This window comes from Streptomyces sp. NPDC051133, assembly GCF_040682635.1.
In the GTDB taxonomy this organism is placed as follows: Bacteria; Actinomycetota; Actinomycetes; order Streptomycetales; family Streptomycetaceae; genus Streptomyces.
The window spans coordinates 138,085-160,036 of the sequence record NZ_JBFBBK010000016.1; the positions used below are offsets into that span (position 1 = coordinate 138,085).

The following is a 21,952-nucleotide window of genomic DNA, read 5'->3' on the forward strand; positions in this document are numbered from 1 at the left end:
GTCGGGTGCGCCTTCGGGCATGCCCAGCGGCGCGCCCGGCGGACAGGGTGGTCCCGGTGGCGGGCAGGGGGGCGGCTGCGGGGGGCCGGGGGAGGGGCAGGCTCGGCAGGGGTGAGAGGCGGGGGCGTACGACTGCGGGGCCCGGGGTCCTCAGTCGCGCCAGTGGCTGCGGCCGATGCTGATGAGCCGCAGCTGGCGGGTGGCGAGCTGGGTGACCCGGTCCCGCTCCTGCGCGGGGGCCTCCAGCGCCTCCAGGAACAGTGAGGCGGTGATCAGCATCTGGTCGACGTAGAGGTGCGCGAGCATCAGCAGGTCGTCGTCGTCCCACCCCTCCGCCTCCGGGTCCTTGGCCAGCTCGTCCTTCACCTCCTCGGCGAACCGCACGAGTTGGGACCGGATGGCCTCGCGCACCGGCTGCACCCCGCCGTGCCGCTCGCGGGCGATGAACCGGACGTGCGCGGGATAGGTGTCCACGTGGCCGGCGATCAGCTCGATGGCCCGGGCGATGCGTTCCCCGCTGTCGCCCGCTGTGGACACCGTCGTCCGCACCATCGGGTGCAGGCTGCCCAGCGCCTCGTCGACCAGCGCCACACCGAGATCGGCGGTCGAGCGGAAGTGCCGGTAGAAGGCGGTGGGGGCGACCCCGACGGCCCGGGTGACCTCGCGCAGGCCCAGGCTGCTCAGGCTCTGCTCCTCCAGCAGCGCGAGCGCCGCGTCGAGGAACGCCTGCCGGGTCTTCTGCTTCTGGGCCTGCCGGATGCCGAGCGTGTGACTCATGTCATCCAGTTAACAACTGTTCTCTGGAATTGAAAAGCCGCGGGACGCGCTAGAGTAGAAGTCAGTGAACAACTGTTACTACAACTGTTCACTCAGTCTTCACACGAGGCCCGACAGGGCCTTCACACGAGGCATCCCGGAGGGGGGATCCCATCCCATGCTGTTCCTGGTCGCCGCACTCATGCTGCTCGGCGTCGTGCTGGGCACCGTCGCCCACGCACCGCTGACGGTCACCGTCGCCCTGGCCGCCGTCATCGCCGTCTGGCTCGGCGTCTTCGCGATCCGCGAGCGCTACGGCCGCCGGCGCCGCACCCCGGCCAACTGACCGTCCGCACGCACCTTCAGGAGCTGAGCACCATGCAACTCACCGCACCGGCCACACCCCGCACCGACACCCGTTCCCCCGGTCGCGACGCCGACGGCATGGCCGTGGCGTCCTTCATCCTCGGCCTCCTCGGCCTGCTCGTCCTCAACCTCTTCCTCGGCCCGATCGCCATCGCCCTGGCCGGGGTGTCCCTCTGGCGCGGCACGGCCCGCCGGGGCCGTGCGTACCTGGGTCTCGCCCTGGGCATCGCCGACCTGGCGATCCTGGCGGTGGCGATGGAGGTGTCCCACACCCTGTCCTGGAGCCTGTGAGACGGAGCGAGGCCGCACAGGTCCCCGAGGACGACGGGGAACCGTGCCCGGCCGCCGTGGGCGGGCCGAAGCCGGCCGCAACGGGCCCGTAGAATCGGGCACACCATGGCTTACCTCGACCACGCCGCGACCACCCCCATGCTCCCGGAGGCGGCAGAGGCGCTCGCCGCCCAGTTGAGCATCACGGGCAACGCCTCCTCCCTGCACGCGTCCGGCCGCCAGGCCCGCCGCACGGTCGAGGAGTCCCGCGAGACCCTCGCGGAAGCGCTGGGCGCCCGCCCCAGCGAGGTCGTCTTCACCTCGGGCGGCACCGAGGCCGACAACCTCGCCGTCAAGGGCCTGTACTGGTCCCGCCGCGACGCCGACCCGGCCCGTACCCGCATCCTGGCCAGCCCCGTCGAGCACCACGCCGTCCTCGACGCCGTGCACTGGCTTGGCGAGCACGAGGGCGCCACGGTCGAGTACCTGCCCGTCGACTCCCACGGGCGGGTCCACCCCGAGGTCCTGCGCGAGGCCGTCACCCGCAACCCCGGCGACGTCGCCCTGGCCACCGTGATGTGGGCCAACAACGAGATCGGCACCGTCATGCCGGTCCGTGAACTCGCCGACGTCACCGCAGAGTTCGGCATCCCGCTGCACGCCGACGCGGTCCAGGCCTTCGGGCAGGTCCCGGTTGACTTCGCCGCCTCCGGCCTCGCCGCGATGACCGTCTCCGGGCACAAGGTCGGCGGTCCCTACGGCATCGGTGCGCTCCTCCTCGGCCGCGAGTACAGCCCCGTACCCGTGCTGCACGGCGGCGGCCAGGAACGCCACGTCCGCTCCGGCACCCTGGACGTCCCGGCCATCGCCTCCTTCGCGGTGGCCGGCCGCCTCGCCGCCGAGCAGCGCGAGTGGTTCGCCCGTGAGATCGGCGCCCTGCGCGACCGGCTGGTCGACGCCGTGCGCGGCGCCGTACCGGACGCGATCCTCGGCGGCGACCCGGCGCCCGGGGGCCGTCTCCCGGCCAACGCCCACTTCACCTTCCCCGGCTGCGAGGGCGACTCGCTGCTCCTGCTGCTGGACGCCCAGGGCATCGAGTGCTCCACCGGCTCGGCCTGCACCGCGGGCGTCGCCCAGCCCAGCCATGTGCTGCTCGCCGCCGGCGCCGATCCGGACCTGGCCCGCGGCACCCTGCGGTTCTCCCTCGGTCACACCTCCACGGAGGCGGACGTCGAGGCGGTCGCCAAGGCCATCGGCCCGGCGGTGGAACGGGCCCGCGCGGCGGGACTCAGCTGAGGCCCCGGCCGCACACAAAAGCGACCTGCACGCGAAAGCGACCTGGCACACGAAAGCGACCTACGAGGCGGGTTCCCTTCGCCGGTATTGTCCGGATCAGGTAATGGGGGTCGCCTTCCGGTCCAGTCCTTGCGACCTTCCGGCCTCTCAGCCCGAGCGTCGACGTCGGCACCAGCGGAGATCGTGTACCTCTCTTGGGAGATCTTTCCCTCTCGCTGAAGTCGGCTACTCCGCTTGGACTCCCTCACTCGTCTCGTAGGTCTGGCCTTCAGGATAAAACCGTCCCAACCGGACAATAAAGGGGTTACGCCTTGATTTTTTTCAGGTATCTCTCCCAGTCCCAGTGCGGCCCCGGATCCGTGTGATCCGTGCCTGGCACCTCCACGTGCCCCACGATGTGCTCGCGGTCCACGGGGATGCCGTACCGCCCGCATATCGCCGCCGTCAGCCGCGCCGAGGCCGCGTACATCGCGTCCGTGAAGGAGGAGGCGTCCGCCACGAAACCCTCGTGCTCGATGCCGACGCTCCGCTCGTTGTACGCGCGGTTGCCCGCGTGGAAGGCCACGTCCAGCTCCCGGACCAGCTGGGTGACCCGGCCGTCCTTGCGCACGATGTAGTGCGCCGCCGCCCCGTGCGCCGGGTCCTGGAACACCTTCACCGCGCTCGCGTAGCCGCCCTGCGTGACATGGACGACGACCCGGTCGACCGGATAGTCGTCCGGCCGGTCCGCCCGGCGGTAGTTGGCCGGGGAGGCCGCCACCCAGCGCGCGCCCCTGAAGTCCACCGCGCCCGCCACCCGGGGCCTGTCCACGCCCGGCAGCCGCCACCACAGGTGCGCCAGCTCCTCCCGGGCCAGCACGGCGGTGCCCACGGCCGCCGCCGCCCCGCCCACCAGCAGCGCCCGCCGCCCCAGCCGCCGGTCCCCGTCGCCCCGCGCGGCTCCCGCGCGCTCCCGAGTCGCCCCCATGTGGTCTCCAACGGATATCCGGCGGAGCCGGTTCCCGCGGCCCCGTACCCTGGAAGGGCTATGACTGAGACCCCGCAGCGCCCCCTCCGTGTCCTCGCCGCCATGTCCGGTGGAGTCGACTCCGCCGTCGCCGCCGCGCGCGCCGCGGAAGCGGGCCACGACGTCACCGGCGTCCACCTCGCGCTCTCCGCGAACCCGCAGTCCTTCCGGACCGGCGCCCGTGGCTGTTGCACCATCGAGGACTCCCGTGACGCCCGCCGCGCGGCCGACGTCATCGGCATCCCGTTCTACGTCTGGGACCTCGCCGACCGCTTCCGTGAGGACGTCGTCGAGGACTTCGTCGCCGAGTACGAGGCCGGCCGCACCCCGAACCCGTGCCTGCGCTGCAACGAGAAGATCAAGTTCGCCGCGCTGCTGGACAAGGCGCTGGCCCTCGGCTTCGACGCGGTCTGCACCGGTCACTACGCCCAGGTGATCGTCCGCGAGGACGGCTCCCGCGAGCTGCACCGCGCCTCCGACATGGCCAAGGATCAGTCCTACGTGCTCGGTGTGCTGGACGAGAAGCAGCTCGCCCACGCGATGTTCCCGCTCGGCGACACGGTCACCACCAAGGAGGAGATCCGCGCGGAGGCCGAGCGGCGGGGCCTCGCGGTCGCCAAGAAGCCCGACTCGCACGACATCTGCTTCATCGCCGACGGCGACACCCAGGGCTTCCTCGCCCAGCGGCTCGGCAGGGCGGAGGGCGACATCGTCGACGAGTCCGGCGCCAAGCTGGGCACGCACGAGGGCGCGTACGGCTTCACCATCGGCCAGCGCAAGGGCCTGCGCATCGGCACCCCGGCCCCCGACGGCAAGCCGCGCTACGTCCTCGACATCTCCCCGGTCGACAACACCGTCACCGTCGGCCCCGCCGCCGCCCTGGACGTCACCGCCCTGACCGCGATCAAGCCCCGCTGGTGCGGCACCGCCCCCACCGGCCCCGGCACCTACACCGCCCAGCTGCGCGCCCACGGCGGCGAGACCGAGGTCACCGCGGTGCCGGCCGACGGCGGACTGCGCGTCACCTTCACCGAGCCGGTCCGCGGGGTCGCCCCCGGCCAGGCGATCGTCCTGTACGACGGCACGCGCGTGGTCGGCTCGGCGACGATCGCGACGACCAAGCGCGCGACGGCGGCGACGGTGTAGCCGGCACCCTTCCGGGAGCCCGCCGGCACCCCGCGCCGGGAAGCCGGTCCCGTCACGCCTCCGTCAGGAACGCGGCCAGCACCGGTCCCAGCACGTCCGGCTCCACCATGTGGGTCTGCCCCTCCAGCACCCGGTAGGCGGCCTCGGGCACCGCCCTGGAGATCTCCCGGTTCGCCTCGCGCATCCAGTCGGGACTCGCCCCGCCCGCGACCACCAGCACGGGCACGGAGATGCCGGCGAGCCGGTCCCGGGGCAGCAGGCCGTCGCCCATCACCGCGTCGTCGTACGCGAGACTCGGCGCCACGGCCTCCATGCCGGCCCACATCGGCGACTGGCGGGCGCCCCGGATCACCTCCTCGCCGAGGCCCGTCAGCCGCAGGAACAACTCCACCGCGTCCCCGCGGCGGCCCTCGGAGAGCGCCTTGTTCAGCTGCTCCTTGTAGGTGGCCTCCCGCTCGGCGCCGCCCCGCAGGAAGTCCGCGTACGGCACCTCGTAGACGGAGGCCCGGCCGGCCGACACCCCGCTCGCCACCGCCTCGAGCACCAGCGCGCCGCCCGAGGAGACCCCGAACAGCGCCGCATCGCCGCCCACGGCGTCGATCAGCGCGGCCAGGTCCTCGACCTCACGCTCGACCGCGTAAGGCTTCGTGTCACCGCTCTCCCCGCGCCCCCGCCGGTCGTAGACGACGGCCGTGCACTGGTCCGCGAGCCGCTGGGCCAGAGGTGCCAGGGTGCCCCCGGTGGACATCGCGCCGCTCACGAGGATCACCGTGGGCCCCTGGCCGGTCACTCCGTACGCGAGGGAGGTACCGTCGCGGGAAGTCGTCTTCTTGTCCATGCCCGTGCAGACTGCCGCACCGGCAGGGACTCATCGGTCACGACACGTCGGTTTCGTAGAAGCAGAAGTGATCCTTGATCCCGGCGACGTCCGGCTTCGGATCCGGGTACGCCCAGACCAGATCGGGCGCGTCCGGCAGCGACCAGTAGGACGCCGTGCCCTTGAAGGGGCACTCCGTGTGCGTGTCGGACGGCGTCAGCAGGTCGACGCGCACGTCCTCGGCGGGGATGTAGTACCGCGGCGGACAGCCCGTCTCGCGCAGCACCAGCGGCCGGTCGGTCTCCGCGAGCACCTGGTCGCCGTGCACCACGCGCACGTGCCGCTCGCCCTGTTCGATGGTGATCGTGTGTCCTCGGGTCATACCGGAACAGCACCCGCGGGCCCGTGCTTCTTCCCGCCCACGCCGGGACCCGTACGGTAGAGGCCATGAACATCTGCGTCTTCCTGTCCGCCGCCGACCTCGACGACCGTTACACCCGCCCCGCGCGCGAGTTCGCGGAACTGATCGGCAAGGCCGGTCACACCCTCGTCTGGGGCGGCTCCGACTCCGGTCTGATGAAGGTCGTCGCCGACGGTGTGCAGGAGGCGGGCGGCCGGCTGCTGGGCGTCTCGGTGGAGTTCCTGGCGAACAAGGCGCGGCCCGGCGCCGACGAGATGGTCGTCGCCGCGGACCTCGCCGAGCGCAAGCGGCTGCTGCTGGCGAAGGCCGACGCCGTGGTGATCATGGTGGGCGGCACCGGCACGCTCGACGAGGCCACCGAGATCCTGGAGCTGAAGAAGCACGGCCGCACCGAGAAGCCGGTCGTCCTGCTGAACACCGCGGGCTTCTACGACGGCCTCCAGCAGCAGTTCCGCCGCATGGACGAGGAGGGCTTCCTGCCGCGCCCGCTGTCCGAGCTGATGTTCTTCGCCACGGAGCCGGCGGCCGCGCTGGCCTACCTCGAGGAGTCGCTCCCCGCCCGCTGATGCGAGCATGGCGGGCATGGCTACTCATGTGATCACCGGGGCCGGTTCCGGCATCGGCGCGGCCGTCGCCCGCCGTCTGCACGCGCGCGGGGACGAACTCGTGCTGCACGCGCGCGACGCGGGCCGCGCGAAGGAACTGGCGGCCGGGTTCCCCAGCGCCCGCACCCTGGTGGGCGACCTGGCGGACCCGGACCGGCTCTCCTGGGCCTTCTCCCACCAGAGCCTCCCGGACCGCGTGGACTCCCTCCTCCACATCGCCGGGGTCGTGGACCTGGGCCAGGTCGGCGAGCTGACCCCCAAGTCCTGGCACCACCAGCTGAACGTCAACCTGATCGCCCCCGCCGAACTCACCCGGCACTTCCTGCCCCAGCTGCGGGCCGCCCGCGGCCATGTGATCTTCGTCAACTCCGGCGCCGGTCTCGCCGCCCACGCCGGGTGGTCCGCCTACGCCGCCTCCAAGCACGGCCTGAAGGCCCTCGCCGACTCCCTGCGCCACGAGGAGCACGCGGCGGGCGTCCGGGTCACCTCGGTCTACCCCGGCCGCACGGCGAGCCCCATGCAGGCCAAGGTCCACCAGCAGGAGGGCAAGGAGTACGACGCCGGGCGGTGGATCGACCCCGAGTCGGTCGCGACGACGATCCTGACGGCCCTGGACCTCCCGCGGGACGCGGAGATCAACGACCTGACGGTGCGGCCGGGGCGCTGACCGCCGCGGCACCGGCCGGCCGCACCTACGTAGGCTTCACCCGTGAACGACAACACGCGCTTCGGCGCCGCCACCGGGGTCGGGTCCATGCCGGGAACCGATGCCCGGGAAGCCGCCAAGACGGTCACCGGCAGCTTCGAGGACTTTCCGTTCCTGCCGGAGCTGCCCGCCCGCGGACCCGGTGCCGACATGATCGGACGGACCGCCGGGATGCTCGTCGAGCTCTACGCGCGCGTGGAGCCCAGCGGCTGGCGGATCGGGGACCGGCCGGGCCGGGACACCAAGCGGGCCCGGTCCTGGCTGGGCGAGGACCTGGACGCCCTGGAGGAGTTCACGCAGGACTACGCGGGCGATCTGAAGGTGCAGGCGGTCGGCCCCTGGACCCTGGCCGCCGCCCTGGAGCTGAGGAACGGCGAGGCCGCCCTCTCCGACCCCGGCGCCTGCCGCGACCTCGCCGCCTCCCTCGCCGAGGGCCTGCGGCTGCACCTCGCCGAGGTCCGCCGCCGCGTTCCCGGCGCCCGGATCGTGCTCCAGCTCGACGAGCCCTCCCTCACCGCCGTCCTGCGCGGCCAGGTCCGCAGCGCCAGCGGCTACCGCACCCACCGGGCCGTGGACCGGCAGATCGCCGAGGCCACGCTCCGGGACGTCGTCGGCGTACACGGCGACGGCCCCGTCGTGGTCCACTCCTGCGCCCCGGACGTGCCGTTCGCCCTGCTGCGGCGGACCGGCGCGGCCGCCGTCTCCTTCGACCTCGCGCTCCTCACCGAACGTGACGACGACGCGATCGGCGAGGCCGTCGAGGCCGGCACCGGGCTGTTCGCCGGTGTCGTGCCGGGCACGGACGGCCCATTGTCAGACCCTGCCGGTAGCGTCATGGGTGTCAGGACGCTGTGGCGCAGGCTGGGCCTGCGTCCGGGGCTGCTCGCCGAGGCGGTCACGGTCACCCCGGCGTGCGGTCTGGCGGGCGCTTCCCCCGCCTACGCACGCCAGGTGCTCGCCCACTGCGTCCGGGCGGCGAGATCCCTCGCGGACAACCCAGAGTAACGGGAGGACAACACGGTGGCCGGCGACAAGCAGCAGGCGGAGACGGCAGTGCCCGCCGAGGCACGTGAGAAGCACGCGCAGCTCGCTGAGCAGATCGAGGAGCACCGCTTCCGGTACTACGTGAAGGACGCTCCCGTCATCAGCGACGCGGAGTTCGACACGCTCCTGAAGACTCTGGAGGCCCTGGAGGAGGAGTACCCGGAGCTGCGCACCCCGGACTCGCCGACCCAGAAGGTCGCGGGGTCGTACGAGACGGACTTCACCGCGGTGGAGCACCGCCAGCGGATGCTCTCGCTCGACAACACCTTCAACGACGACGAGCTGGCCGCCTGGGCCGACCGCATCGCCAAGGAGCTGGGCGAGCAGGAGTACCACTTCCTGTGCGAGCTGAAGGTCGACGGCCTCGCGGTCAACCTGACGTACGAGAACGGCCGCCTCACGCGCGCGGCCACCCGCGGCGACGGCCGCACCGGCGAGGACATCTCGCCCAACGTCCGTACGATCACGGACATCCCGGACCGGCTGCACGGCGACGACGTCCCGGACCTGGTGGAGATCCGCGGCGAGGTCTACTTCCCGATGGAGAAGTTCCTCGAGCTCAACGAGCGCCTGGTCGCGGCCGGCGACAAGCCGTTCGCCAACCCGCGTAACGCGGCGGCCGGTTCGCTGCGCCAGAAGGACCCGCGCGTCACCGCCACCCGCCCGCTGCACATGGTCGTCCACGGCATCGGCGCCCTGGAGGGCTTCACGGGCATGACCCGCCTCTCCCAGGCCTACGACCTGCTGAAGACCTGGGGCCTGCCCACCTCCCGGCACAACCGCGTGGTCGACGACCTCGACGGCGTACGGGAGTTCATCGCGCACTACGGCGAGCACCGCCACTCCGTGAAGCACGAGATCGACGGAGTGGTCGTCAAGCTGGACGAGATCCGCCTCCAGGGCCGCCTCGGCTCCACCGCGCGGGCACCCCGCTGGGCGATCGCCTACAAGTACGCGCCGGAAGAGGTCAACACCAAGCTCATCGACATCAAGGTGGGTGTCGGCCGCACCGGCCGTGTCACGCCGTACGCCCAGGTCGAGCCGGTCACGGTCGCGGGCAGCGAGGTCGAGTTCGCCACCCTGCACAATCAGGAGGTCGTCAAGGCCAAGGGCGTGCTCATCGGTGACACCGTGGTCATCCGCAAGGCCGGTGACGTCATCCCGGAGATCCTGGGCCCGGTCGTCGACCTGCGCGACGGCGGCGAGCGGGAGTTCGTGATGCCGGGCGAGTGCCCCGAGTGCGGCACCCCGCTGCGGCCCATGAAGGAGGGCGACATCGACCTCCGCTGCCCGAACGCCCGTACCTGCCCGGCCCAGTTGCGGGAGCGCGTCTCCTACCTCGCCGGCCGCGACTGCCTGGACATCGAGCACTTCGGCCAGGTGGCCGCCGCCGCGCTGACCCGACCGCTGGAGCCGGCCGACCCGCCGCTGGTGGACGAGGGCGACCTGTTCGACCTGACGGTGGAGAAGCTGCTGCCCATCAAGGCCTACGTCCTCGACCCGGACAGCGGGCTGCCCAAGCGCGACCCCAGGACGGGCGAGGAGAAGGTCGTCACGGTCTTCGCCAACCAGAAGGGCGAGCCGAAGAAGAACACCCTCGCCCTGCTGGAGAACATCGAGGCGGCCAAGTCCCGTCCGCTGGCCCGCTTCCTCAACGGTCTCTCCATCCGGCACGTCGGCCCGGTGGCCGCGCAGGCCCTCGCCCGCGAGTTCCGGTCCCTCGACCGGATCGAACAGGCGACCGAGCAGGAGCTGGCGGCCGCCGACGGCGTCGGCCCGATCATCGCCGCCGCGCTCAAGGAGTGGTTCGCCGAGGACTGGCACCGCGAGATCGTCCGCAAGTGGAAGGCCGCCGGAGTCCCGCTGGAGGACGAGTCGTCCGGCGAGGACGAGGGGCCGCGCCCGCTGGAGGGGCTGACGGTGGTCGTCACCGGGACGCTGGAGCGTCACACCCGCGACGGCGCCAAGGAGGCGCTGCAGAGCCGGGGTGCGAAGGTGACCGGTTCCGTCTCGAAGAAGACCTCGTTCGTCGTGGTGGGCGACAACCCCGGATCGAAGTACGACAAGGCGATGCAGCTGAAGGTTCCGGTGCTGAACGAGGACGGTTTCGGCGTCCTTTTGGAGCAGGGCCCCGAAGCCGCGGCCGAAGTCGCGCTTCCGACCGGGGAGTAGCGGTTGAAGGCCACCCGATCGGCGCATATCAGATGCATACGGGTGGCCCGGGCGTATTCGGGCAACCGTCGACGACCGCTGCCCGTGAAAGCCTTCCGCGGCCTACTGTTGAGGTGTGCGCCTGCCGTGCCCAGCTGCGGTCGGGGCATCCCCGTGCCCTCCAGGGGCGCGGGGAGGGTTTCTTCGACGCGGAGCTGCTGATGGTTGTCGGACATCGGGCCGCGTGGCGTGGGCACCGCCGGCTGTGAGAGGGACGGGAATGGAACCGACCGAGAGCGTCGCCCCGGACTCACGGCTGCGCCTGCGCCGCCGCGCGGGCGCCTGGCGGGGAACCCGGTGGACGGCACGGGGCGGCGGACGCACGGGCATGTCGCCCCGCCCGGCCGGACCGGGCGCCGATGTCCCCGCCCACATACCCCTGGCCGTCGAGCCCGCCCCCGGCCTGGCCGGTGCCGACACCGACGCCGAACGGCACCTGTCCTGGCCCGCACTGCCCGCGGCCGTCGTGGCCGCCGCCGGCTTCGTCCTCGGCGCCGGCTTCTACCGCGCCTTCACCGGTCACCACGCCCTCTTCCCGTGCGGCACGGTCGGCTGGGCGCTGGCCCTGCTCACCGGTGTCATCGTCGGCCACCTCGTCATGCTGGGCCGCGCCCGCTGGTGGGGCGGCACCGGCTCCGGCGCCGCCCTCACGCTCGCCGTGCTGCTGCTCTACGGCTGGGTGCCCGCCGGCATGGTCAGCCTCACCGTCGTCGTCCTGGTCGGCATCGCCCGGCGCCACCGCTGGCGGCAGGGCGTGCTGCACGGCGCGGTGGACATCCTCGGCATCGCCGCCGGCGCCCTGCTGCTCGGCGCGTTCGGCCGGGTCCCGAGCGTCGAGGAGCCCTGGCGGCCCGGCAGCTGGAGCATCGCCACCGCACCCGAGGTCGTCCTGGTCGCGGTCGCCTATCTCGCGGTCAGCCGCGGCCTGCTGTGGTACCTGCACGCCCCGCGCGGCGGCGGGGTGCCCACCGTCGCCCGCACCGCCCTGGTCCGGCAGGGCCTGGTCGCCGTCGCCCTGCTCGGCATCGCGCCCCTGGTGTGCGTGGTCGCGGACGCCCAGCCGGTCCTGCTCCCGCTGTTCGCCATCCCGCTCATCGCGCTCGACTCCACCCTGTGGATGGCCCGGGCCCGCGCCGAGGAGCAGCTGCGCGATCCGCTGACCGGACTGCCCAACCGGCAGTGGCTGCTGGAGCGGATCTGGACCGCTCTCGACGACGCCGAGCGCATCGGCGCCCGCTCCGCCCTCATGCTGATCGACCTCGACCGGTTCCGGTCGGTGAACGACACCCTCGGTCATCTCGCCGGTGACCGGCTGCTGCTGCAGATCGCCGACCGGCTGCGGCTGGCGCTGCCGCGCGGCGCGGAGGCCGCCCGGCTCGGCGGCGACGAGTTCGCCGTGTTACTGCCCGTCGCCGACTCCACCACGTCGGCCACCCGGATCGCCCGCGGTCTCGTCTCCGCGCTCGGCTCCCCGCTCGACCTCGACGGGCTCACCCTCGTGCTGGAGGCAAGCGCCGGCGTCGCCGTCTTCCCCGACCACGCGCTGGACGCCGAAGGGCTGCTGCGGCGCGCGGACGTGGCGATGTACCAGGCGAAGCGGGACCGTACGGGCGTCGAGGTGTACGAGTCCAAGCGGGACTCCAACACCCCCGACCGGCTCGGGCTGCTGGGCGACCTGCGCCGCGCGCTGGACGCGCAGGAGGTGCAGCTGCACTACCAGCCCAAGGTCCGCTTCGACGGCCAGGTCGCCGGGCTCGAGGCGCTGGTCCGCTGGGTGCACCCGGAGCGCGGGAAGGTGCCGCCGGACGAGTTCATAGCGATCGCCGAGTCCTCGGGCCTGATGCCCCATCTGACGGAGTACGTCCTCGAGACCGCGCTCGGGCAGGTCGCCCGGTGGCGGGCGCAGGGCCTGCGGGTCCCGGTCGCCGTGAACGTCTCCCCGCGCGATGTGCACACGCCCGGCTTCGCGGGTTCGGTCGCCGCCCGGCTGGCGCGGCACGGGGTCCCCGCGGGGGCGCTGCAGCTGGAGATCACCGAGCACGTCCTGCTGGAGGACCCGCAGCGGGCCGCCGACACCCTGGCCGGGCTCACCGGGCACGGCGTGAAGATGTCCCTGGACGACTTCGGCACCGGGTACTCGTCCCTGGTGCACCTGCGGCGGCTGCCGGTGAGCGAGCTGAAGATCGACCGGTCCTTCGTGGCCCGGCTCGCGGTGGACACCGAGGACGCGGAGATCGTGCGCTGCACGGTCGACCTGGCGCATTCGCTGGGGCTGCTCGTCGTCGCCGAGGGCGTGGAGGACGACGAGACGTGGGAGCGGCTGCGCGACCTGGGCTGTGACGCGGTCCAGGGCTGGCTCGTCGCCGCGGCCATGCCTCCCGAGGAGACGACGGCGTGGCTCCTGGCGCGGGGGTCGCGTGGGTGGCAGCGGCCGCGTGCGGCCCTGCCGGCCGCCGAGTAGGTCCGCCCGGCCGGAGGGGTCCCCCACGGGGGCACCGCGCCACAGGCGGCCGCCCGTCCTCAACCGCCCGCGAAGTGCGCGACCAGCAGCGCGAGCCGTCGCCCGTGCCCGTCCTCCGGCAGCCGTCCGCTCCTCGTCAGCGTCGCCAGCCCGTGCAGTCCCGCCCAGAAGGTCTCCGTCAGCAGGCCCGGGTCCTCCCCGTCGGCCGTGATCGGTTCCACGACGACGAACAGCTCACCGAACGCCTCCTTGAGCGGCGCCGGGGCCTCCTCCGTCGCGAACGGCAGATCCACCAGGTGGGTGAACATCGCGTCGTAGAGGGCGGGCCGGCGTCGCGCGAAGGACGTGTACGTCTCCGCCACCGCCGCCAGCGCCTCCCGCGTGCCCCGCACGGCCGACCGCGCCGCCCGTAGCTCCGTCGCCAGGTCGGCGCAGCCCTGAACGGCGACCGCCGCCATGATCGCGCCCTTGCCCTTGAAGTGGCTGTAGAGCACGGGCTGGCTGTATTCGATCTCGGCCGCGAGCCGGCGGGTGGTCACCGCGTCCCAGCCTTCGGCCTCGGCCAGTTCCCGGGCGGCCGTCACGATGAGCCGCTCGCGCTCCGCTCGTTCGCGCTCCCGGCGCGTCTGGATCGTCACGCCCTGGATTCTAGCGTCGCTAGCCTTTTTGTCGACGCTCTGCTAACTTCGCTCGTGTTCCTAGCGTTGCTAGAAATTCGGAGGGGTCATGACCGTCACCGCGTACACCCTGGCTGTGCTGCTCGACCTGTTCTGTGTGTTCCTCGGCTACCGCTTCTGGTTCCAGCCCGGCCCCGCGGCCGCCGGCTACGGCGTCCCGGCGGACCCGCGCGGCGACGCCGGCGCCTACCTGACCGTCAAGGGCCTCAGGGACGGCACCCTCGGACTGATCGGCCTCGCCCTGCTGGCCTTCGCCGGCGCCCGCGCCGAGGCCTGGTTCATGGTCTGCGTGGCACTCATCCCGTTCCTCGACACGGTGACAGTCCTGCGCCACGGTGGAGCGAAGGCCGTCGCCTTCGGGATCCACTTCGCCACCGCGACCGTTGTACTGATCAGTGCCGGACTGCTCTTCGCGGTCTGACCGCGTCCGACAGGGGGAAACGCATCATGTCGCTGTTCGTACCGAAGTTCGACGAGACCGTGCTGGTCCGCGACGCGGAGGCCGAGGTCGTCGGCGGTGACCCGGTCGCCGTCAGGCTGCTCGCCGACAGCAGCGCCGGCGGCGGCGCGCTGTCCACCGTCCGTGTGACCCTCGCCGAGGGCGCCGACGGGGCCCGCCCGCATGTGCACCACCACTCGGCCGAGATGTTCTACCTGCTCGACGGCGCCGCCGAGGTCCTCTCGGGTGACGACGTCGTCACCGCCGGGCGCGGCGACCTGATCATCGTCCCGCCGGACCGGCCGCACGCCTTCGCCGCCGTCCCCGGCGCCACCGCCGACCTGCTCATCGTCATCACGCCGGGCGTCGAGCGCTTCGAGTACTTCCGCCACCTCCAGCGCATCCGGCTCGGTGAGGCCACGGTGGAGAGCCTGCTGGAGGTGCAGGAGCGGTACGACAACCACTTCCTGAAGAGTGACGCCTGGGACGGCCGGCACCGCTGAGCGCGGCGGCCCGGCAAACCGTTTCACGGGTACGGCGCCCCGCCCCATAGGATTGGGGACTGGCGTCACATTTCCACCTGCCGCGCTTCGGGCGGACGGCGGAAATGTGACGCAAGCCCCCCGCCCCAAACCACACACACTCACCCCAGAGGAACGCTGCATGCCTGGCATCACGCGCGAGGAGGTCGCCCACCTCGCCCGGCTGGCGCGTCTGGAGCTGAAGCCCGAAGAGCTCGAGCACTTCGCGGGACAGCTGGACGACATCATCGGCGCGGTCGCCCGCGTCAGCGAGGTCGCCGACCGAGACGTACCGCCGACCTCCCACCCGCTCCCGCTGACGAACGTCATGCGGTCGGACGAGGTCCGTCCCTCGCTCACCCCCGAGCAGGCGCTCTCCGGCGCCCCGGCCCAGGAGCAGCAGCGTTTCAAGGTGCCGCAGATCCTGGGGGAGGAGTGACGACCATGACGGACAGTCCCATCATCAAGCTCACCGCGGCCGAGACCGCCGCGAAGATCGCCTCCGGCGAGCTCACGGCCGTCGAGGTCACCGAGGCCCACCTCGCCCGTATCGAGGCCGTCGACGAGAAGGTGCACGCCTTCCTGCACGTCGACCGCGAGGGCGCCCTCGCCCAGGCCCGCGCCGTGGACGAGAAGCGGGCCCGCGGCGAGAAGCTCGGCCCGCTGGCCGGCGTCCCGCTCGCGCTCAAGGACATCTTCACCACCGAGGGCGTGCCCACGACCGTCGGCTCGAAGATCCTCGAGGGCTGGATCCCGCCGTACGACGCGACGCTCACCAAGCGGCTGAAGGCCGCCGACGTCGTCATCCTCGGCAAGACGAACATGGACGAGTTCGCCATGGGCTCGTCGACCGAGAACAGCGCCTACGGCCCGACCGGCAACCCCTGGGACCTCACCAAGATCCCCGGCGGCTCCGGCGGCGGTTCCTCCGCGGCGCTCGCCTCCTTCCAGGCCCCGCTCGCCATCGGCACCGACACCGGCGGCTCCATCCGCCAGCCGGCCGCCGTCACCGGCACGGTCGGCGTGAAGCCGACGTACGGCGCGGTCTCCCGCTTCGGCATGGTCGCCTTCTCCTCGTCCCTCGACCAGGGCGGCCCCTGCGCCCGCACGGTCCTGGACGCGGCGCTGCTGCACGAGGTCATCGCCGGGCACGACCCGATGGACTCCACCTCCATCGACGCCCCGGTCCCGCCGGTCGTCGAGGCCGCCCGCAACGGCAGCGTCCAGGGCATGCGCGTCGGCGTGGTCAAGCAGTTCCGCGGCGAGGGCTACCAGGCCGGTGTCATCCAGCGCTTCGACGAGTCGGTCGAGCTGCTGAGGGAGCTGGGCGCCGAGATCGTCGAGCTGGACTGCCCGTCCTTCGACCTCGCCCTGTCGGCGTACTACCTGATCGCGCCGTCCGAGTGCTCCTCCAACCTCGCCCGCTTCGACGGCCTGCGCTACGGCCTGCGGACCGGTGACGACGGCAGCCACTCGGCCGAGGAGGTCACCTCCCTCACCCGCGAGGCCGGCTTCGGCCCCGAGGTGAAGCGCCGCATCATGCTCGGCACCTACGCCCTGTCGAGCGGCTACTACGACGCCTACTACGGCTCCGCGCAGAAGGTCCGCACGCTCATCACGCGCGACTTCGAGAAGGCCTTCGAGCAGGTCGACGTGATCGTCTCCCCGACGACCCCGACCACCGCCTTCGCGATCGGCGAGCGCGCCGACGACCCGATGGCGATGTACCTCGCGGACCTGTGCACCATCCCGACCAACCTGGCGGGCAACGCGGCCATGTCCCTGCCCTGCGGTCTCGCCCCGGAGGACAACCTCCCGGTGGGCCTGCAGATCATCGCCCCGGCGATGCAGGACGACAGGCTGTACAAGGTCGGCGCCGCCGTAGAGGCCGCCTTCGTGGAAAAGTGGGGGCACCCGCTGCTGGAGGAGGCTCCGTCGCTGTGAGCAAGCTGTCCAAGGCCAAGGACTTCAAGAAGTCCAAGTCCGGTACGTACCTGTCGATGGCCACCACCGCGTTCGGCGCGCTGGGTGTCGCCAAGCAGATCAAGAAGGCCCGCGCCGAGCAGGACACGCTGCGGCTGATCGACGCCACGGTCTCCGCCGTCGCGATCGTCACCGGCCTCGCCATCCTCTACCGCGAGCTGAAGCGGCTGGGCGACGACGACGTCCTGCTGGGCTGAGAGGGAAGTTTTCACCGTGACCACCACGACCGACCTGGTGTCGTACGAGGACGCGCTGGCGTCGTACGACCCCGTCATGGGCCTCGAGGTCCATGTCGAACTCGGCACCAAGACCAAGATGTTCTGCGGCTGCTCGACGGCGCTCGGCGCCGACCCGAACACCCAGACCTGCCCCGTCTGCCTCGGCCTGCCCGGCGCGCTCCCGGTCGTCAACGCGACCGGCGTCGAGTCCGCGATCAAGATCGGTCTCGCGCTCAACTGCGAGATCGCCGAGTGGTGCCGCTTCGCCCGGAAGAACTACTTCTATCCGGACATGCCGAAGAACTTCCAGACCTCCCAGTACGACGAGCCGATCGCCTTCAACGGCTTCCTCGACGTACAGCTGGAGGACGGCGAGACCTTCCGCGTGGAGATCGAGCGCGCCCACATGGAGGAGGACACCGGCAAGTCGACGCACGTCGGCGGCGCCACGGGCCGTATCCACGGCGCGTCCCACTCCCTGCTGGACTACAACCGCGCGGGCATCCCGCTCATCGAGATCGTCACCAAGCCGATCGTCGGCGCCGGCGAGCGCGCCCCCGAGGTGGCGAAGGCGTACGTCCGTGAGCTGCGCGAACTCATCCGTGCCCTCGGCGTGTCCGAGGCCCGCATGGAGATGGGCCAGATGCGCTGCGACGTGAACCTGTCGCTGATGCCCAAGGACGCCGACAAGTTCGGCACACGCTCCGAGACGAAGAACGTCAACTCCTTGCGTTCGGTGGAGCGCGCGGCCCGCTTCGAGATCATGCGGCACGCGGCCGTGCTGTCCTCCGGCGGCACGATCATCCAGGAGACCCGCCACTTCCACGAGGACACGGGGTCGACGACCTCGGGCCGCGTGAAGGAGGAGGCCGAGGACTACCGGTACTTCCCGGAGCCCGACCTGGTCCCGGTCGCGCCCTCGCGCGAATGGGTCGAGGAGATCCGCGCGGCGCTCCCCGAGATGCCGCTGGCCCGCCGCACCCGGCTCCTGGCCGAGTGGGGCATCTCCGCCACCGACATGCAGGCGATCCTCAACGCCGGTGCGCTGGACCCGATCGTCGCCACGATCGACGCCGGTGCCGACGCGGCCTCCGCCCGCAAGTGGTGGATGGGTGAACTGGCGCGCAGCGCCAACGAGTCCGGCAAGGCGCTGGACGAGCTGGCGATCACCCCGGCGCAGGTGGCCAGGGTCGCCGAGCTCGTCGCGAAGGGCGACCTGAACGACAAGCTGGCCCGCCAGGTCATCGAGGGCGTCCTCGCGGGCGAGGGCACCCCGGACGAGGTCGTCGACAAGCGCGGCCTGAAGGTCGTCTCCGACGAGGGTGCGCTGACCACCGCCGTCGAGGAGGCCATCGCCGGCAACCCGGGCATCGCGGACAAGATCCGCGGCGGCAAGGTGGCCGCGGCCGGTGCCCTGGTCGGCGCGGTCATGAAGGCCACCCGTGGCCAGGCCGACGCGGCCCGCGTGAAGGAGCTGATCCTGGAGAAGCTGGGCGTCAGCGAGGGCTGATTGCGCACTCCGCCGTACGGCCCCGGAAGGCTGCCTTCCGGGGCCGTACGTCTGCCCGCCGGCCGGAGGCGCTACGCTCGCCCGCCATGAGTGGACGCACCGATTCCGACACCGGACCCGCGATAACCGAGGCCGCGACCGACGAGGCCCCGACGGCGGGGCCCGCGGTGTCCGACGTCACGGCGACCGAGGCCGAGGAGGCGGAGGCGGCAGAGGACGCGGAGGACGGGGAGGAGCACATCGGGGACGCCCGCAAAGCCCGTTGGGCCGCCGCCGGCACCGGGGGACTGCTGACCCTCGCCGGGCTGGCCGCCGCACTGCTCCGGCTCACCGGCTCCGAGCCGGCGCTCGTGCCGGCCGCCTACGGACTCGGCGCCGCCGTCTGCGCCCTCGCCGCGGTCCTCGGCGCCAGGGGCCGTACGCGCCGGGCCCTGTGGCTCCTGGTCGCCGGGACGATGGTCATGGCGTTCGGAGACCAGTCCGACTGAAGTGCCGCGGGAGGCGACAGAGTTCCCCGGACTGTCCTGTGACGTCCCTCCCACTCCCGTGAATAAGCCCATGAACGCGGCAAACGATCACTTTCGCCTGCGAGAGTGTCTTCCGATTGCTCATACATTCTTTGCGGGCTGTTCCGTTCGTGGACGATCCTTCCCGGTCAAAGATCCACACATCGTCCTCCGGGAGCACGTCCGTGGCAGACCTCGCGCGTTGGTGTGTCCGGCATCGGCTGATCGCCGTCCTGCTGTGGCTCCTTGCCTTCGGCGGGGCCACCGCGGCCGCCGCCGTGGCCGGTTCCGCCTACTCCGACGACTACGAGGTCCCCGGCACCGAGTCCGGCCGCGCGGCCGAGCTGCTCCAGGAGGGTTTCCCGGGCCTGGGCGGGGACGGCGACACGGTCGTCTGGCACACCACCACGGGCACCGTCCGCGCCGCCGCCGTCGAGCAGACCATGACCCGCACCCTCGGCCGGATCGCGGCGACGCCCGGCGTGGCCTCGGTGTCCGGCCCGTACGGCAGCCGGGGCGCCCACCGGATCAGCGAGGACGGCCGTACGGCCTACGCCGACATCACCTTCGCGAAGCAGGCCGAGGACATCGGCAAGAGCGAGGCGCAGGCGGTGGTGGACACAGCGAAGTCCGCCGAGGGCCACGGGCTCCGCGTCGAGCTGGGCGGCAGCGCGATCGGGCTCACCGAACCCCCGCGCGAACACACCGCCGAGGTGGTCGGCGTGCTCGTCGCCGCCGTCGTGCTGTTCCTCGCCTTCGGGTCGCTCGCCGCCTCGGCCCTGCCCATCGCCACCGCCCTCGTCGGCGTCGGCACCGCCTACGCCGGCATCGGACTGCTCGGCCACGCCATGACCGTCGCCGCCTTCGCGCCCATGCTCGGCATGCTGATCGGCCTCGGCGTCGGCATCGACTACGCGCTGTTCATCGTGACCAGACACCGGCGCGGTCTGAAACGCGGCCTGAGTGTCACCGAGGCCGCCGTGAACGCCGTGGCCACCACCGGACGCGCCGTGGTGTTCGCGGGTGCGACGGTGTGCATCGCCCTGCTGGGCATGCTGATCCTGCGCCTGAGCTTCCTCAACGGGGTCGCCGTGGCCGCCTCCCTGACGGTCGTGCTCACCGTCGCGGCCTCGGTCACGCTGCTGCCCGCCCTGCTGTCGTACATCGGCCCCCGCGCCCTCAGCCGCCGTGAGCGGCGCCGGCTCGCCGAGCACGGTCCGGGGCCCGAGCTGCCCACCGGACTCGCCGCCCGCTGGTCCGCGCTGGTCGAACGGCACCCCAGGCTGCTCGGCGCGCTCGCCGTCGCCGTCGTCGCGCTGCTCGCCCTGCCGGCCCTCACCCTGCACCTCGGCACCTCCGACCAGGGCAACGACCCGCGCGGCTCCACCACCCGCAAGGCCTACGACCTGCTCGCGGAGGGCTTCGGACCCGGGGTCAACGGGCCGCTGACCCTGGTGACGCGCGTAGCCGGCGCCGGTGACAAGCTCGCCCTCGACGACCTCGACGCCACCCTGCGCGCCACGCGCGGCGTCGCCTCCGTCACCCCGGTGCGTTACGGCAGCGGCGGCGACACCGCCTACCTCACCGTCGTCCCCGACTCGGCGCCCCAGTCGCAGGACACCAGCGACCTCGTGGACCGGCTGCGCACCGAGGTGCTGCCGCGCGCGCAGACCGGTACCTCCCTCGACATCGCGGTGGGCGGGGTGACCGCCGGCTACGACGACTTCGCGGCCGTGATCGTGGGCAAACTGCCGTGGTTCGTCGGCGTGGTCATCGGGCTCGGCGGTCTCCTGCTGCTGGTCGCCTTCCGCTCGCTCGGCATCCCGCTGAAGGCCGCCGTGATGAACGTCGCCGCGGTCGCCGCCGCGTTCGGTGTCGTCGTCGCGGTCTTCCAGTGGGGCTGGGGCAGCGAACTGCTCGGCCTCGGCCGCGCGGGCCCCATCGAGCCCTTCCTGCCCGTGATCATGGTCTCGGTGCTCTTCGGACTCTCGATGGACTACCAGGTCTTCCTGGTCAGCCGGATGTACGAGGAATGGCTGGAGACGGGCGACAACCGGCGCGCCGTCCGTATCGGCCTCGCCGAGACCAGCCGGGTGATCAACTCGGCCGCGGTCATCATGATCTCGGTGTTCCTCGCCTTCGTGCTCAGCGGCGACCGGGTGATCGCCATGTTCGGCATCGCGCTCGCCTCCGCCGTCGCCCTGGACGCTTTTGTGCTGCGCACCCTGCTCGTGCCCGCCCTGATGCACCTGCTCGGCGCCGCCAACTGGTGGCTGCCCGGCTGGCTGGAACGCCGGCTGCCCCGCATCAGCATCGAGCCGCCCGAGCGCCGCGCCGCACATGAGAGGCTCGGCCGGATCCCGGTCGACGAACTGCGGAAGGAACAGCGAAACGATGTACGCGACATCCCTGGGTGACGACGGCGCCGAACTGCGCCCCCTGGAGGCCTGGCACGCCGAGGAGTTCCTCGCCCACCTGGACCGGGGCAGGGAGTTCATCGGGCAGTTCATCCCGTTCGGCTCGCAGGTCACGGACGTGGCCTCCGCGCGCGACACGCTCCGGCGGTACGCCGAGCTGCGGGCCGCCGACACCGCCTCGCACCACGGCATCTGGCTGGACGGGAAGCTCGTCGGCGGTGTGCTGACGCTGAACTTCGACGCCGAGCGGGGCAACGCCGAGGTCGGCTGCTGGCTGGAGCCCGCCGCGACCGGACGCGGACTGATCACCCGCGCGATGCGGATCCTCATCGACTGGGCCGTCGAGGAGCGGGGCATCCACCGCGTGGAGTGGCACGCGGCGTCCGGCAACCTGCCGAGCATCGGCGTCGCCCGGCGGCTGGGCATGTCCCGGGACGGAGTGCTGCGCGAGAACCACCTCCACGGGGGCGTCCGCCACGACACCGAGGTCTGGTCCGTCCTCGCCCCGCAGTGGCGCGCGGCACGCGCGCGTACCGCCCGCGACGATCATTAAGAGACCTCTCAGACTGCGTCCGT

General features: G+C 72.2%; 23 protein-coding genes. 18 read left to right on the forward strand and 5 right to left on the reverse strand.

The features are described from left to right. Nucleotides 1-150: 150 nt before the first annotated feature. A complete protein-coding gene (locus tag AB0N17_RS18610; protein WP_366012422.1) occupies nucleotides 151-777 on the reverse strand; it encodes a TetR family transcriptional regulator in 627 nt (208 codons plus the stop codon). 157 nt (nucleotides 778-934) lie between these two features. On the opposite strand from AB0N17_RS18610, the gene AB0N17_RS18615 reads away from it, so the two are divergent. The 3 genes from AB0N17_RS18615 to AB0N17_RS18625 all read left to right on the forward strand — a co-directional run bounded on the left by AB0N17_RS18615 (nucleotide 935) and on the right by AB0N17_RS18625 (nucleotide 2,688). Then, a complete protein-coding gene (locus AB0N17_RS18615) occupies nucleotides 935-1,102 on the forward strand; it encodes a hypothetical protein (protein WP_366012423.1) in 168 nt (55 codons plus the stop codon). Between the two features lie 32 nt (nucleotides 1,103-1,134). Next, the gene (locus AB0N17_RS18620) at nucleotides 1,135-1,413 is read left to right on the forward strand and encodes a DUF4190 domain-containing protein (RefSeq protein ID WP_366012424.1); all 279 of its coding nucleotides are present in this window, start codon (nucleotides 1,135-1,137) and stop codon (nucleotides 1,411-1,413) included. Between the two features lie 105 nt (nucleotides 1,414-1,518). Next, nucleotides 1,519-2,688, forward strand: coding sequence for a cysteine desulfurase family protein (locus AB0N17_RS18625; protein ID WP_366012425.1), 1,170 nt, complete (start codon nucleotides 1,519-1,521; stop codon nucleotides 2,686-2,688). 304 nt (nucleotides 2,689-2,992) lie between these two features. Here AB0N17_RS18625 and AB0N17_RS18630 read toward each other — a convergent pair whose 3' ends face one another. Beyond that, the gene (locus tag AB0N17_RS18630) at nucleotides 2,993-3,655 is read right to left on the reverse strand and encodes an N-acetylmuramoyl-L-alanine amidase (protein WP_366012426.1); all 663 of its coding nucleotides are present in this window, start codon (nucleotides 3,653-3,655) and stop codon (nucleotides 2,993-2,995) included. Nucleotides 3,656-3,715: 60 nt separating this feature from the next. Here AB0N17_RS18630 and mnmA point away from each other — a divergent pair, with 60 nt between their 5' ends. Then, complete coding sequence (gene mnmA / locus AB0N17_RS18635; protein ID WP_366012427.1) at nucleotides 3,716-4,840, forward strand: tRNA 2-thiouridine(34) synthase MnmA; 1,125 nt, start codon at nucleotides 3,716-3,718, stop codon at nucleotides 4,838-4,840. Nucleotides 4,841-4,892: 52 nt separating this feature from the next. On the opposite strand, the gene AB0N17_RS18640 is transcribed toward mnmA, so the two are convergent. Next, on the reverse strand, nucleotides 4,893-5,678 hold the full coding sequence (locus AB0N17_RS18640; protein ID WP_366012428.1) for an alpha/beta hydrolase: 786 nt from the start codon (nucleotides 5,676-5,678) through the stop codon (nucleotides 4,893-4,895). Between the two features lie 37 nt (nucleotides 5,679-5,715). Further along, the gene (locus AB0N17_RS18645) at nucleotides 5,716-6,039 is read right to left on the reverse strand and encodes a DUF427 domain-containing protein (protein ID WP_366012429.1); all 324 of its coding nucleotides are present in this window, start codon (nucleotides 6,037-6,039) and stop codon (nucleotides 5,716-5,718) included. A 65-nt stretch (nucleotides 6,040-6,104) separates the two neighbouring features. On the opposite strand from AB0N17_RS18645, the gene AB0N17_RS18650 reads away from it, so the two are divergent. The 5 genes from AB0N17_RS18650 to AB0N17_RS18670 all read left to right on the forward strand — a co-directional run bounded on the left by AB0N17_RS18650 (nucleotide 6,105) and on the right by AB0N17_RS18670 (nucleotide 13,105). Continuing rightward, nucleotides 6,105-6,644: a TIGR00730 family Rossman fold protein gene (locus tag AB0N17_RS18650; protein ID WP_366012430.1), complete on the forward strand. Its 540-nt coding sequence runs from the start codon at nucleotides 6,105-6,107 to the stop codon at nucleotides 6,642-6,644. A gap of 7 nt (nucleotides 6,645-6,651) precedes the next feature. Beyond that, nucleotides 6,652-7,350, forward strand: coding sequence for an SDR family oxidoreductase (locus AB0N17_RS18655; RefSeq protein WP_366012432.1), 699 nt, complete (start codon nucleotides 6,652-6,654; stop codon nucleotides 7,348-7,350). Nucleotides 7,351-7,392: 42 nt separating this feature from the next. Continuing rightward, nucleotides 7,393-8,394, forward strand: coding sequence for a methionine synthase (locus tag AB0N17_RS18660; protein ID WP_366012433.1), 1,002 nt, complete (start codon nucleotides 7,393-7,395; stop codon nucleotides 8,392-8,394). Nucleotides 8,395-8,409: 15 nt separating this feature from the next. Then, entirely contained in the window at nucleotides 8,410-10,605 is a 2,196-nt protein-coding gene (gene ligA / locus AB0N17_RS18665; protein ID WP_366012434.1) for an NAD-dependent DNA ligase LigA, read from the forward strand. 259 nt (nucleotides 10,606-10,864) lie between these two features. Then, complete coding sequence (locus AB0N17_RS18670; protein WP_366012435.1) at nucleotides 10,865-13,105, forward strand: bifunctional diguanylate cyclase/phosphodiesterase; 2,241 nt, start codon at nucleotides 10,865-10,867, stop codon at nucleotides 13,103-13,105. Between the two features lie 59 nt (nucleotides 13,106-13,164). On the opposite strand, the gene AB0N17_RS18675 is transcribed toward AB0N17_RS18670, so the two are convergent. Beyond that, on the reverse strand, nucleotides 13,165-13,743 hold the full coding sequence (locus AB0N17_RS18675; protein WP_366012436.1) for a TetR/AcrR family transcriptional regulator: 579 nt from the start codon (nucleotides 13,741-13,743) through the stop codon (nucleotides 13,165-13,167). A gap of 88 nt (nucleotides 13,744-13,831) precedes the next feature. Here AB0N17_RS18675 and AB0N17_RS18680 point away from each other — a divergent pair, with 88 nt between their 5' ends. From AB0N17_RS18680 to AB0N17_RS18720, 9 genes are all read left to right on the forward strand, one after another. Then, a complete protein-coding gene (locus AB0N17_RS18680; protein WP_366012437.1) occupies nucleotides 13,832-14,203 on the forward strand; it encodes a DUF4267 domain-containing protein in 372 nt (123 codons plus the stop codon). A gap of 26 nt (nucleotides 14,204-14,229) precedes the next feature. Beyond that, nucleotides 14,230-14,724, forward strand: a complete 495-nt coding sequence (locus tag AB0N17_RS18685; protein WP_366012438.1) for a cupin domain-containing protein — start codon at nucleotides 14,230-14,232, stop codon at nucleotides 14,722-14,724. A gap of 160 nt (nucleotides 14,725-14,884) precedes the next feature. After that, nucleotides 14,885-15,181, forward strand: coding sequence for an Asp-tRNA(Asn)/Glu-tRNA(Gln) amidotransferase subunit GatC (gene gatC / locus AB0N17_RS18690; RefSeq protein ID WP_366012439.1), 297 nt, complete (start codon nucleotides 14,885-14,887; stop codon nucleotides 15,179-15,181). Nucleotides 15,182-15,186: 5 nt separating this feature from the next. After that, nucleotides 15,187-16,686, forward strand: coding sequence for an Asp-tRNA(Asn)/Glu-tRNA(Gln) amidotransferase subunit GatA (gene gatA, locus AB0N17_RS18695; RefSeq protein WP_366012441.1), 1,500 nt, complete (start codon nucleotides 15,187-15,189; stop codon nucleotides 16,684-16,686). Continuing rightward, entirely contained in the window at nucleotides 16,683-16,922 is a 240-nt protein-coding gene (locus tag AB0N17_RS18700; protein ID WP_103782893.1) for a hypothetical protein, read from the forward strand. The genes gatA and AB0N17_RS18700 overlap by 4 nt, the downstream gene beginning before the upstream one ends. Before the next feature lie 16 nt (nucleotides 16,923-16,938). Beyond that, nucleotides 16,939-18,453 (forward strand): Asp-tRNA(Asn)/Glu-tRNA(Gln) amidotransferase subunit GatB, encoded by a 1,515-nt coding sequence (gene gatB / locus AB0N17_RS18705; protein ID WP_366012442.1) that lies wholly within the window; start codon nucleotides 16,939-16,941, stop codon nucleotides 18,451-18,453. 86 nt (nucleotides 18,454-18,539) lie between these two features. Further along, complete coding sequence (locus tag AB0N17_RS18710; RefSeq protein WP_366012443.1) at nucleotides 18,540-18,941, forward strand: hypothetical protein; 402 nt, start codon at nucleotides 18,540-18,542, stop codon at nucleotides 18,939-18,941. Nucleotides 18,942-19,144: 203 nt separating this feature from the next. Next, a complete protein-coding gene (locus tag AB0N17_RS18715) occupies nucleotides 19,145-21,376 on the forward strand; it encodes an MMPL family transporter (protein ID WP_366012444.1) in 2,232 nt (743 codons plus the stop codon). Continuing rightward, the gene (locus tag AB0N17_RS18720; RefSeq protein ID WP_366012445.1) at nucleotides 21,354-21,929 is read left to right on the forward strand and encodes a GNAT family protein; all 576 of its coding nucleotides are present in this window, start codon (nucleotides 21,354-21,356) and stop codon (nucleotides 21,927-21,929) included. Before AB0N17_RS18715 ends, AB0N17_RS18720 begins: the two co-directional genes overlap by 23 nt. The last annotated feature ends 23 nt before the right edge of the window (nucleotides 21,930-21,952 follow it).

What these genes read in the sequence shown, in the direction of transcription:
- AB0N17_RS18610 (WP_366012422.1), bottom strand. Translation starts at nt 777, where the DNA reads ATGAGTCACACGCTCGGCATCCGGCAGGCCCAGAAGCAGAAGACCCGG.
- AB0N17_RS18615 (WP_366012423.1), top strand. Translation starts at nt 935, where the DNA reads ATGCTGTTCCTGGTCGCCGCACTCATGCTGCTCGGCGTCGTGCTGGGC.
- AB0N17_RS18620 (WP_366012424.1), top strand. Translation starts at nt 1,135, where the DNA reads ATGCAACTCACCGCACCGGCCACACCCCGCACCGACACCCGTTCCCCC.
- AB0N17_RS18625 (WP_366012425.1), top strand. Translation starts at nt 1,519, where the DNA reads ATGGCTTACCTCGACCACGCCGCGACCACCCCCATGCTCCCGGAGGCG.
- AB0N17_RS18630 (WP_366012426.1), bottom strand. Translation starts at nt 3,655, where the DNA reads ATGGGGGCGACTCGGGAGCGCGCGGGAGCCGCGCGGGGCGACGGGGAC.
- mnmA (WP_366012427.1), top strand. Translation starts at nt 3,716, where the DNA reads ATGACTGAGACCCCGCAGCGCCCCCTCCGTGTCCTCGCCGCCATGTCC.
- AB0N17_RS18640 (WP_366012428.1), bottom strand. Translation starts at nt 5,678, where the DNA reads ATGGACAAGAAGACGACTTCCCGCGACGGTACCTCCCTCGCGTACGGA.
- AB0N17_RS18645 (WP_366012429.1), bottom strand. Translation starts at nt 6,039, where the DNA reads ATGACCCGAGGACACACGATCACCATCGAACAGGGCGAGCGGCACGTG.
- AB0N17_RS18650 (WP_366012430.1), top strand. Translation starts at nt 6,105, where the DNA reads ATGAACATCTGCGTCTTCCTGTCCGCCGCCGACCTCGACGACCGTTAC.
- AB0N17_RS18655 (WP_366012432.1), top strand. Translation starts at nt 6,652, where the DNA reads ATGGCGGGCATGGCTACTCATGTGATCACCGGGGCCGGTTCCGGCATC.
- AB0N17_RS18670 (WP_366012435.1), top strand. Translation starts at nt 10,865, where the DNA reads ATGGAACCGACCGAGAGCGTCGCCCCGGACTCACGGCTGCGCCTGCGC.
- AB0N17_RS18680 (WP_366012437.1), top strand. Translation starts at nt 13,832, where the DNA reads ATGACCGTCACCGCGTACACCCTGGCTGTGCTGCTCGACCTGTTCTGT.
- AB0N17_RS18685 (WP_366012438.1), top strand. Translation starts at nt 14,230, where the DNA reads ATGTCGCTGTTCGTACCGAAGTTCGACGAGACCGTGCTGGTCCGCGAC.
- gatC (WP_366012439.1), top strand. Translation starts at nt 14,885, where the DNA reads ATGCCTGGCATCACGCGCGAGGAGGTCGCCCACCTCGCCCGGCTGGCG.
- gatA (WP_366012441.1), top strand. Translation starts at nt 15,187, where the DNA reads ATGACGGACAGTCCCATCATCAAGCTCACCGCGGCCGAGACCGCCGCG.
- AB0N17_RS18710 (WP_366012443.1), top strand. Translation starts at nt 18,540, where the DNA reads ATGAGTGGACGCACCGATTCCGACACCGGACCCGCGATAACCGAGGCC.
- AB0N17_RS18720 (WP_366012445.1), top strand. Translation starts at nt 21,354, where the DNA reads ATGTACGCGACATCCCTGGGTGACGACGGCGCCGAACTGCGCCCCCTG.